The sequence below is a fragment of the Streptomyces sp. NPDC057638 genome, from assembly GCF_042800315.1.
GTDB lineage: Bacteria > Actinomycetota > Actinomycetes > Streptomycetales > Streptomycetaceae > Streptomyces.
The window spans coordinates 1-10,911 of sequence record NZ_JBHVHF010000277.1; the positions used below are offsets into that span (position 1 = coordinate 1).

The 10,911-nt window shown below is 73.3% G+C and carries 9 protein-coding genes; 2 read left to right on the forward strand and 7 right to left on the reverse strand.

Features of this window, described 5'->3' with window-relative positions:
- Positions 1-50: 50 nt before the first annotated feature.
- The 7 genes from ACFVIM_RS27820 to ACFVIM_RS27850 all read right to left on the reverse strand — a co-directional run bounded on the left by ACFVIM_RS27820 (position 51) and on the right by ACFVIM_RS27850 (position 5,827).
- A complete protein-coding gene (locus ACFVIM_RS27820; protein ID WP_384306767.1) occupies positions 51-392 on the reverse strand; it encodes a TcmI family type II polyketide cyclase in 342 nt (113 codons plus the stop codon).
- Between the two features lie 15 nt (positions 393-407).
- A complete protein-coding gene (locus ACFVIM_RS27825; RefSeq protein WP_384306769.1) occupies positions 408-884 on the reverse strand; it encodes an SRPBCC family protein in 477 nt (158 codons plus the stop codon).
- A 2-nt stretch (positions 885-886) separates the two neighbouring features.
- A complete protein-coding gene (locus ACFVIM_RS27830) occupies positions 887-1,147 on the reverse strand; it encodes an acyl carrier protein (protein ID WP_384306772.1) in 261 nt (86 codons plus the stop codon).
- A gap of 393 nt (positions 1,148-1,540) precedes the next feature.
- On the reverse strand, positions 1,541-2,806 hold the full coding sequence (locus ACFVIM_RS27835; RefSeq protein ID WP_384306774.1) for a ketosynthase chain-length factor: 1,266 nt from the start codon (positions 2,804-2,806) through the stop codon (positions 1,541-1,543).
- Positions 2,803-4,074 carry a beta-ketoacyl-[acyl-carrier-protein] synthase family protein gene (locus ACFVIM_RS27840; RefSeq protein ID WP_384306777.1) on the reverse strand — a complete coding sequence of 424 codons (1,272 nt, stop codon included), beginning with the start codon at positions 4,072-4,074 and terminating at the stop codon, positions 2,803-2,805. Before ACFVIM_RS27840 ends, ACFVIM_RS27835 begins: the two co-directional genes overlap by 4 nt.
- Positions 4,071-4,520, reverse strand: coding sequence for a cupin domain-containing protein (locus ACFVIM_RS27845; protein WP_384306780.1), 450 nt, complete (start codon positions 4,518-4,520; stop codon positions 4,071-4,073). The genes ACFVIM_RS27840 and ACFVIM_RS27845 overlap by 4 nt, the downstream gene beginning before the upstream one ends.
- A gap of 185 nt (positions 4,521-4,705) precedes the next feature.
- On the reverse strand, positions 4,706-5,827 hold the full coding sequence (locus ACFVIM_RS27850; protein WP_384306783.1) for a SchA/CurD-like domain-containing protein: 1,122 nt from the start codon (positions 5,825-5,827) through the stop codon (positions 4,706-4,708).
- Positions 5,828-6,354: 527 nt separating this feature from the next.
- Here ACFVIM_RS27850 and ACFVIM_RS27855 point away from each other — a divergent pair.
- Complete coding sequence (locus ACFVIM_RS27855; protein ID WP_384306786.1) at positions 6,355-8,037, forward strand: FAD-dependent oxidoreductase; 1,683 nt, start codon at positions 6,355-6,357, stop codon at positions 8,035-8,037.
- Positions 8,038-8,208: 171 nt separating this feature from the next.
- Entirely contained in the window at positions 8,209-10,887 is a 2,679-nt protein-coding gene (locus ACFVIM_RS27860; protein WP_384306789.1) for a SpoIIE family protein phosphatase, read from the forward strand.
- Positions 10,888-10,911: the final 24 nt, after the last annotated feature.

The following is a 10,911-nucleotide window of genomic DNA, read 5'->3' on the forward strand; positions in this document are numbered from 1 at the left end:
CCGGATCCCTCCACCAGGGACCGGGGCGCCGCGCCGTGGCGTGCCGGGGCTCAGCCGTCGCGCTCCCAGAGGTAGAAGCGGTGGGCCATGGCGTCCTTCGGGGAGCGCCAGGTATCCGGGTCGTACGGGCTGACATACGCCTGGAGCCGGTCGCTCAGATCGCGGAAGTCCGGGTGGTCCACCACCTGGGCGATGGCGGGGCCCGGGGGCCGGTCCGCCTCGATCAGATGGAGGTAGACATCGCCGAACTGGAAGAGGCTGCGGCGGCGCACACCCACCAGTCGGGGCAGCTCACCGCCGTCGGAGTCGGCGAAGAGCTTGGCGATGCCGTCGGCCGAGTCGGGCGCCATCCGGGCCACGATCAGCGCCTGGTGCGGGGAGGGGGCGGTCATCGGGCGTCCTCCGGCTCAGTTGGCCGGGGCGCCGGCGCGGCGCTCCCGGTCCCGCTGCTCGATCTTGTCCCGGATCAGGGCCATCTGGATCTTCGAGTTGCGGTTGATGTTGTCGGTCATCCAGGCGTCGTCGACGGGCGCGTCGGGCTTCATGGCGAACTCCTGGCGCCAGTGCATCCGGGTGCCGCCGGGGGCCTCCGTGAACTCCCAGTGGATGTTCATATGGTCGAACGGGCCGGTCTCCACCCGGCGGGCGAGCACCGTACGGCTGGCGCGGTCGGGGGTGCGCTCGGAGACCCAGCTCCAGACCTTGCCGTTCTCGTCGGGGTGCATGGTGAGCCGGAAGGTCGTCGTCTCGCCCCGGCGGTCCAGGATCTCCACCGACGCGTACTCGCTGAAGAGCTGGGGCCAGTTCTCCAGGTCGTTGGTGATCTCCCAGACGAGGTCCAGGGGCGCGTTGACGGTGATCTCGTTCTCGGTGTGTCCGGGCACGTTCAGGCTCCGCTCTTGGTCAGGGTGTTGTTGACGAGGTCGAGGAACTCGCGCGGGGTCGGGCACTTCTCCGTGTCGGCCGGCATGGCCGAGCCGTGCCGGTTCTCCAGGGTCGCGACGATGCCGAGCAGGCCCAGCGAGTCCAGGCCGTACTGCTCGAACGGAGTGTCGAGGTTCTTGGCGAGGTCGCCCGGCTCGATCGCGATGCCCGCGTTCTGCCGCATCAGGGCGGCCAGCTCCTCCGGGGTGAGGACGTAGGACATGGGGGTCTCCCTTCGGGTGGGGTCGGGTGGGGGTGTACGGGACCGGACACGGCACCGGACGGTGGCGCTCCGGGCCGTCGCGCTCCCGGTCCGGCGGGTCTGGCCGCCGCGCGGCGGGGCGGCCCCGGTGGCACGGAGGCCGGTCAGGGCGGTCGCGTGACGGCGGGCGCGCCGGTCGGGACCGGTCGGCGCCGGACTGGCCTGGGCCACGCCGCGCCGGGCGGCGCCGGGCTCGGCCGAGTCGGCCGGTGTGTCGCTCCGATGCGGACCGGGCCGAGCCGGACCGGGTCGCGGCCGGCCGGGGCTCTCACGGCGGGGCGCGCCGCCCGCCGGCCCGCCGTGGGCCACGGCCGTCCGGTACCCGTGTCGGCGGCGGCCCCGGCGGCGGCGCGTTCACGGCGCGTCCGCCGCGCGGACCACCAGCGCCGCGTTGGAGCCCATGAGTCCGCGGCTGAGGACCAGGGCCGTGCGCAGCGGCAGCCGGCGCGCGTTGCCGGTCACGACGTCGATGTCGTGGCAGACGTCGAAGACGTTGGGCGTGGGCGGGACGACTCCGTGTTCCATCGCCAGCACCGCCGCCGCCACGTCCAGCACGGGCCCGCCGCAGTAGGCCCGGCCGATCCCGGTCTTGGGCGCGGTCACCGGCACCCGGCGCCCGTGCGCCCCGAGCGCGTCGGTGAGGGCGAGCGCCTCGGCCCGGTCGGCCTCCGGGACGCCGAGGGCGTCGGCGAAGACCACGTCGATCTCCTCCGGCGCGAGGCCGGACTCGGCGAGCGCGTCCCGGATGGCGCGGGCCAGCCCCTCCCGGGACTCGGCCCACCGGGACGGACCGGTGAAGGTGGCGGCGTGCCCGGCGACCCGGGCGCGGAGCCGGGCACCGCGCCGCAGCGCCGCCGACTCCTCCTCCACCACGAGCATCGCGCCGCCCTCGGCGGGGACGAAGCCGCACGCCTCGGTGGTGAAGGGCCGGTAGGCGCGGGCCGGGTCGTCGCTGGTGCTGAGGTCCTCGTACCCCAGCTGGCAGACCATGGAGTACGGGGCGAGCGGGGCCTCGGCGGAGCCGACGACGACGGCGTCGGTGCCGCGCCGGATGGCGCGGGCGGCGTGGGCGAAGGCGTCGAGCCCGCCCGCCTCGTCGCTGCACACCACCCCGCAGGGGCCCTTGAAGCCGCCCCGGATGGATATCTGGCCGGTGCTGGCGGCGTAGAACCAGGCGATGGACTGGTAGGGGCCGACGAACCGGGAGCCGGTGCCCCACAGGTTCTGGAGTTCGCGCTGGCCGAACTCGCCGCCGCCGGAGCCCGCCGCGGTGACCACTCCGACGTCGTACGGGGAGTCCTCGTAGTCGGCGCGCCCCAGCCGGGCGTCGGCGAGCGCGAGATCGGCGGCGGCCATCGCGAAGTGGGTGAAACGGTCGGTCTGGACGAGGAAGCGGTCCTCGACCATGCTGCCCGCGTCGAGGTCGCGGACCTCCCCGCCGACGCGCAGCGGCAGCTGGGCGCAGCCCTCGCGGCTGACCCGGTCGAGGACGCTGATGCCTTCCTGGGTCGACTTCCAGAAGACGTCGGCGCCGATGCCGTTGGGGGCGACGACTCCGATGCCGGTGACGGCGGTGGGCCGGTGGTCGCGCGGGCCGCGCGCGCGGCGGGGATGACTCATCGTGGGGACCTCCTGCTGGGCCGGGTCATGACGACCGCGGACTGGAAGCCGCCGAACCCGCTGCCGACGGAGAGCACGTTCCGCAGCCGCCGCTCACGGGCGACCTTGGGTACGTAGTCCAGGTCGCACTCGGGGTCCGGGGTCTCGTAGTTGGCCGTCGGCGGCACCACCTGGCGGTCCATGGCCAGGACACAGGCGACGAGTTCGATGGCGCCGATCGCGCCCAGGGAGTGGCCCACCATCGACTTGATGGAGCTCATGGGCGTCTTGTAGGCGTGGTCGCCGAGGGAGCGCTTGACGGCGGCGGTCTCATGGCGGTCGTTCTGTTTGGTGCCGGAGCCATGGGCGTTGACGTAGTCGATCGCGGCGCCCGGGACCCCGGCGTGCTCCAGGGCCAGATCGATGGCGTGGGCCATCTCCAGGCCCTCCGGGGTGAGTCCGGTCATGTGGTAGGCGTTGCCGAAGGTGGCGTAGCCGCCGATCTCGCAGTAGACCTCGGCGCCCCGGGCGCGGGCGTGCTCCAGTTCCTCCAGGACGAGCACCGCGCCGCCCTCGCCCATGACGAAGCCGTCGCGGTGGGCGTCGAAGGGCCGGGAGGCGTGCTCGGGGTCGTCGTTCCTCGGGGAGGTCGCCTTGATGGCGTCGAAGCAGGCGACCGTGATCGGGGAGATCGGCGAGTCCGAGGCGCCCGCGACACAGACGTCGGCGCGGCCCTCCTCGATGGTGTGGAAGGCGTAGCCGACGGCGTCGAGACCGGAGGTGCAGCCCGTGGAGACGGTCTGCACCGGGCCCCGGGCGCCGATCTCCTCGGCGACGGCGGAAGCCAGGGTGCTGGGGGAGAAGGCCCGGTGGAGATGGGCCCCCGCGGGCCGGTGGTCCACGTCCCAGCGGTCGCCGCGCGCGGAGACGGCCACGTAGTCGTGTTCCAGGCGGGTGGTGCCGCCGACCGCCGTGCCCAGGGAGACCGCGACCCGCCAGGGGTCCTCCCGCGCGGGGTCGAGCCCCGCGTCCCGTATCGCCTCCCGGGCGGCGACCAGCGCGAACTGGATGTACCGGTCCGAGCGGGCGGCCTCGTCCGGGCCGAGTCCGTGCGCGGCGGGGTCGAAGTCGACCTCGGCGGCGATCCGGGAGCGGAAGCCCTCCGGGTCGAAGAGGGTGATGCCCCGGGTCGCGGTGCGCCCGTTGACCAGCAGATCCCAGAACGCCGGGGTGCCGACTCCCCCGGGGGCGACGACGCCGACCCCGGTGACCGCCACCCGCCGCCTCACGACACGGCCCCGGAGCGTTCCGGCGGCCCGGCGGGGGCTCCGGCGGTCCGGGAGGTCTGGGCGGTCTCCTCCGTGTCGACGTGCCCGAGGTCCGGGCGGGGTGCGAGCGGGCCGAGGTGGAAGACCATCCTGGCCTCGACGGACCCGACGTTACGGAAGCGGTGCCGTACGTCGATCGGGATCAGCAGGCCCTGGTCGGGGCGCATCGTGTGGGTCTCACCGTCGAGGTCGACCTCCAGCAGCCCGTCGACCACGTACACGAACTCCTCCGAGTACGGGTGGTAGTGCTCGGCGATCCGGTCGCCCGGGGCGATGATGGCGAGCCCCATGAAGCCGCTGGTGGCGCCGACGGCGGTGGGGGTGAGCATGGCGCGCAGATCGCCGCCGCGCCGGGTGTTGGGCTTGGTCTCGCTGAGGTCCACGATGCGTGGGCGGTGCGTGGTCATGCTGGTTCCTCCAGTCGACGGCGGTGCCGTACGAGGGTCGGGACTCGGGTGGTGCGTGGGGGGCGACAGCGGCGTCATACGGGGGCGGCGGCGTACGGGCGGTGCGGGGCGCCGGGAAGGCGCCAGCCCGCTCCCGTACGGGTGTCAGGTGTCGGGCGTCGGGACTCCGGCGGTGCGATCCGGCGTCAGGACTCCGGCGGTGCGATCCGGTCCGTGATCAGCTGTGTGTCGGAGCCGTCGAGGAAGTCCTCCACCGTCGGCTCGTCGGCGCCCGCGAGCCGGTCGCCGTCGACCAGCAGCCGGCCGAGGACGGCGGCCTTGCGGGTGCCCTGGACCCCGAGGGCGATGGACGGCTGGGAGTTGAGCGGCCCCGCGACGTCGATCAGCCGGACCACGAGGTCGTCGCGCTGGAAGACGGTGGAGCCCACGATCGGATTGCGCGGGTCGTCGGCGGCGACCACGTCCTGCTGCGAGAGGAACCGGGCCACCGCGAGCCCGCACTCCTCCTTGGCCTGGTAGAAGAGGGCGTGCCGGTTCACCTCGTCGCTGCCGCGCCCGTCGGCGGAGACATGGTGGACGGCGGGCAGCGCCGCCCGGGTGAAGAAGAGCCGGGCCGAGTTGGGGTCGTCCAGGTCCCGGTCCTGCTCCAGATAGGGATTGATGGCGTCCTCGACCGCCCGCACCTCGGGCTGGCGGGCGACATGCCGCAGCGCCGCCATGAGATCGCCCTGCACCTCGATCGCGCGCACGACCCGGTTGCCGTGCATGAAGAGGGAGGTACGGCGGAGCCGGGTCTGGTCGTCGACCCGGGAGGCCGGGGAGGTGTACCCGGCCAGGATCTTGGCCACGGCCTTCTCGCTGCCGGGCCGTACGGTGAAGGTCAGCGCGTGCCGCACCACCCCGTCACCGACGCGTGGCGCGGGCTGGAGTCCGGCCCGGGACTGCCCGGGGTGGATCGCGAACGCCTGCCCCGTCTCGCGCAGCACGCTGAACCGCAGCGAACGGGTGTCCCGCACACAGCTGTGCAGCGGCATCACGGTCTGGACATGCTCCTCGCTGTTGACCCAGGCGAGGAACGGCGGGGCGCTCTCCCACTCGCTGGTGATCAGCCACTGCGAGGGGTTCTCGATCGACTGGCACAGCTGGTCGCTGATGTGCCCGGGGACCGACGCCACATGGTTCCGCATGTGTTCGTAAGCCTCCAGGAACTGCTTCTGGGCCCCGTCGTAGAGGTCCAGCAGCAGTACGACCCGAAGCCTGGAGCCGTCGAAGGCGGACTGTGATATCCGTTCCGACAAGGTGGTCATCCCTGTTCACACTCCTTCGTGACGGCGCCGCCGCCACAGACATGGCCCGTCGCCGGTCATCGGTGGATCCGCCCGGGGACGGTGGTCGGCCGGTCCCCGCGGATGCGCGCGACCGCCCCTGACGGCCCGGGGCGCTTCCCGTGAACCGATCGTGGTCCGGTACCACCTCCGGCGCGAGAGCTGAGCACCAAGCGGGTGAATGGGCGAGGCAAGGGCTCCCCCGACGGGCACAGAGATCGCATGGGGACCGACACGGAGACCGGCACAGGGACGGGCGGAGGAACCCGGTCGGCAGACCACACGAGGACCGGCACGGAGACCGGTCGGCAGACGCGGACGGACCGGCACGGAGACCCGGTCCGCGGACCACGGACGGACCGGAACAGAAACCCGGACGGCGGACCACGGACGGACCGGCACAGGAACCGGTCCGCGGACCACACCGCACCGACCCCGCGCCCCGGCGGACCCGCCCCGCGACGAAGGCACCCAGGGGGACCAGCCCCGCGACGAAGGCAGAGCGCACAGTGAACGCAGACCTCGCAGACCACACCGACCAGTCAGCCCCGGCAGATCACCGCGTACCGGTCCTCATCGTGGGCGGATCCCTGGTGGGCCTGAGTACGTCGATGTTCCTCAGCCGCCACGGCGTACGGCACCTGCTCGTCGAGAAGCACTCCGGCGTCTCGACCCACCCGCGCGGGCGCGGCATCAACGTCCGTTCGATGGAACTCCTCCGGCGCGCCGGGGTCGAGGACGCGATCCGGGACGCCGCCGCCGTCCTCGCCGAGAACCACGGCATCCTCCAGGCGGCCTCGCTCACCGGCGGCCCCGACGGCACCGGGGAGGAACAGGAGTGGCTCTTCAAGGAGATCGACCCGGGCGGCGGGCTCGCCCGGCTCAGCCCCACCACCTGGTGCCTGTGCAGCCAGAACGACATCGAACCGGTCCTGGCGGAGACCACCCGGTCCTACGGCGCCGACCTGCGGTTCGCCACCGAGCTCCTCTCCTTCGAACAGGACGCGCGGGGCGTGAGCGCCGTCGTCAAGGACCGCACCACCGGGGAACACACCTCCGTACGGGCGGACTACCTGGTGGCGGCGGACGGCCCGCGCAGCCCGGTGCGGGAGCAGCTGCGGATCGGGCAGAGCGGCCACGGCGAGCTCTTCCACAACGTCAGCCTGACCTTCACCTCGCGCTCGCTCGCCGCGATCGTGGGCGAGCGGCGGTTCATCGTCTGCTACCTCACCCGTCCGGGCGCGGACGGCGCGCTGCTCCCCGTCGACAACGGCGAACGCTGGGTCTTCCACGCGCCCTGGCACCCCGAGCACGGCGAGACCCTCGACGACTTCACCGACGAGCGCTGCCGCGACCACATCCGCCGCGCCGTGGGCGCGCCCGGCCTCGATGTCGAGATCACCGGAAAGGCCCCCTGGCACGCCGCCGAACGGGTGGCCCGCCGCTACTCCGTCGGCCGGGTCTTCCTCGCCGGTGACTCCGCCCACGAGATGTCACCGACCGGCGCCTTCGGCTCCAACACCGGCATCCAGGACGCCCACAACCTGGCCTGGAAACTGGCGGCCGTCAGCAACGGCTGGGCCGGGCCCGGGCTGCTCGACAGCTACGGCGAGGAACGCCAGCCGGTGGCACGGGCCACCGGCGAACGCGCCTCCGCCCGCTCGGCGGAACACAGCCATCCGGGCTACTCCCCCGCCGTCACCCCCACCGGGAGGCCCGGCGGGATCCTCACCGTCGTCATGGGCTACGGCTACCCGCGCGGCGCCGTCCTCGGCGCCGAACCCACCCGTCCCGTCGTCCCCGACCGCCTGGAACTCACCGCCGAGCCCGGCACCCGGGCCCCCCATCTCTGGCTGATGCGCGACGGCGCCCGCATCTCCACGCTCGACCTGTACGAACGCGTGCCCGTGCTGCTCTGCGGCGAGGGCTCCGTGTGGCGGGACGCGGCCCACAAGGCGGCGGCGCGGCTCTCCGTACCGCTGGAGGTGTACGCGGTCGGGGACGGGCCGCTGGGGGACCTGGTGCCGGAGGAAGGGGCGGACTGGACGGGGACGCACGGGACGAGCGCGGAGGGGGCGGTTCTGGTGCGGCCGGACGGGTTCGTGGCATGGCGCTCGCCCGGGTATGTCCCCGACCCCGAAGCCGCCGTCGAACACGCCCTCACCCACCTCCTCCACCTGCCACCCCGCTAGGGCGTGTTGCGAGCCCGGCGTCCCCGCCCGCTCGTGGGCGCGGGCCCCGGGCGGGGCGGGGCCCGGGGGGCGGCCGGGGAGGGCAAGAGGGGGAAAAGGTCGCGCGGGAGGCGGGGCGGGCCTTACGGTGCGCGGATAGCCCACCGTATAGGGGAGGTGTAGAAAGAGGACATGGCCGCACATCACGGTCGCCCGCGCTCGGTTCTGAAGATGCGAACCGTCGCGGGCCAGGTCTTTCTCCTCCAAGTGGCGATCGTGCTGCTGCTCGTCGCGGCCTGCATCGTCGCCCTCGTCCTCCAGTCCCACGCGGACAGCGAACGCGAGGCCGTCAACCGTTCGGTCGCCGTCGCGGAGACCTTCGCCAGCTCGCCCGGGATGGAGGCGGCGCTCAAGAGCCGCCATCCGACCGCGATCCTCCAGCCGAGCGCGCAGGCCGCCCGCGAACGCTCCCACGTCGACTTCATCACCGTCCTGAACACCGACGGCGTCCGCTACACGCATCCCATCCCCAACCGCATCGGCCAGAAGTTCGTCGGCGATCTGCGCCCGGTGCTCGCGGGTGAGGTGGTCACGGAGAAGATCACCGGCACCATCGGCCCGCTGGTCCAGGCGACCGTCCCGGTCTTCGCCAGGAACGGGCAGGTCATCGGCGCGGTGTCGGCGGGGGTGACGCTGTCACGGGTCGGCGGGGTGGTGAAGGACCAGTTGCCGCTGCTGTTCGGCGCGGCGGCCGGGGTACTGCTGCTGACGACGGGCGGCACGGCGCTGGTCACCCGGAGGCTGCGGCGTCAGACGCACGGCCTGGGCCCGGCCGAGATGACCCGGATGTACGAGCACCATGACGCCGTGCTGCACGCCGTGCGCGAGGGGGTCGTCATCGTGGGCGACGACGGGCGGCTGCTGCTCGCCAACGACGAGGCGCGGCGGCTGCTGGAGCTGCCGCCGCAGGTGGAGGGCCGCCCGGTGGTGGAGCTGGGGCTCGGCCCGGACACCGAGCGGCTGCTGACGTCCCGGCGGATGGTCACGGACGAGGTGCACCGGGTGGGTGACCGGCTGCTCGCGGTCAATCAGCGCGCCACCGACCTGGACGGGGGCCCGTCCGGCAGCGTGGCGACATTCCGTGACACGACCGAGTTGCAGGCCCTCAGTGGTCAGGCCGATGTGGCGCAGGCCCGGCTGCGGCTGCTGTACGAGGCGGGCGTGGAGATCGGCACCACGCTGGACATGGTGCGTACCTGTGAGGAGCTGGTGGAGTTCGCGGTGGGCCGGTTCGCCGACTTCGCGACGGTCGATCTGGTGGAGGCGGTGCTGCGCGGGGAGGAGCCGAAGGCGACCGGCGCGGGTGAGGACATGCGGCGGGTCGCCGCCGATGGCGCGGGGGACGAGACCGCGCACTTCCAGCTCAACACCCGGATCCGGTTCCTTCCGACCACCCGGATGGGTGCCGGGCTCGGCAAGGGCGAGGGGATCCTGGAACGGGATCTGCACGCCTACAGCGGCTGGGAGCAGCAGTCGCCGGAGCGGGCGGTGAAGCTGGTGGAGTCGGGCTTCCACTCGATGATCGCGGTGCCGCTGCGGGCCCGGGGCGCGATCCTGGGGGTGGCCATGTTCTGGCGGGCGGAGCGGGCCGACTCCTATGAGGAGGAGGACCGTTCCCTCGCGGAGGAGCTGGTGGCCCGCGCGGCGGTGAGCGTCGACAACGCCCGCCGCTTCTCCCGGGAGCACACGATGGCGGTCACCCTCCAGCGGAGTCTGCTGCCCCGGGGGCTGCCGGAGCAGAGCGCGCTGGACGCCGCGTACCGTTACCGGCCCGCCCAGGCCGGGCTCGGGGGGCTCGGCGGGGTCGGCGGCGACTGGTTCGACATCATCCCGCTGCCGGGCGCGCGGGTGGCGCTGGTGGTGGGCGATGTGGTCGGCCACGGGGTGCACGCGGCCGCGACGATGGGCCGGCTGCGTACGGCGGTGCACAACTTCTCCACGCTGGATCTGCCGCCGGACGAGCTGCTGTGGCATCTGGACGAGCTGGTGGCCCGGCTCGACCAGGACGAGGCCGCCGGGGGCGAGGGCCAGGTCACGGGCGCCACCTGTGTCTACGCCATCTACGACCCGTCCACCGGCCGCTGCGCCATCGCCCGCGCCGGGCACCTCCAGCCGCTGGTGCTGCGCCCGGACGGCTCGGCGTTCTTCGCCGATGTGCCCGGGGGGCCGCCGCTGGGGCTGGGCGGGATGCCGTTCGAGACGCTGGAGCTGGAGCTGGAACCGGGCAGTTCCCTGGTGCTGTACACCGATGGGCTGGTGGAGGACCGGGAGCGCGATATCGACGACGGGCTGGCGTTGCTCCGGGACACGCTCACGGGCCGTCCGGACCGTACCCCGGACGAGATCTGCGAGGCGGCGCTGAGGGCGCTGCTGCCCGAGCGTCCGCGTGATGACATCGCCCTGCTGGTGGGCCGTACCCGGGTGCTGGGCGCGGCGGAGGTGGCCCAGTGGGAGGTGCCGTCGGACCCGTCGGCGGTCTCGGACGTCCGGTCGGCGGTGTCGGGCGCGCTGACGGCGTGGGGGCTGGCGGAGGAGGCCTTCACCACGGAGCTGATCCTCAGTGAGCTGGTGACGAACGCGATCCGGTACGCGGCGGGCCCGATCACCGTCCGTCTGATCAAGGACCGTTCGCTGATCTGCGAGGTGGCGGACCACAGCAGTACCTCGCCGCATCTGCGGCAGGCGGCGACGACGGACGAAGGGGGGCGGGGGCTCTTCCTGGTGGCGCAGTTCGCGGAGCGCTGGGGTACCCGCTACACCCCCGACGGCAAGGTCATCTGGACCGAGCAGCCCCTTCCGCCGCACCACTGACCGTGGTCCGGGCGGGACGGGACC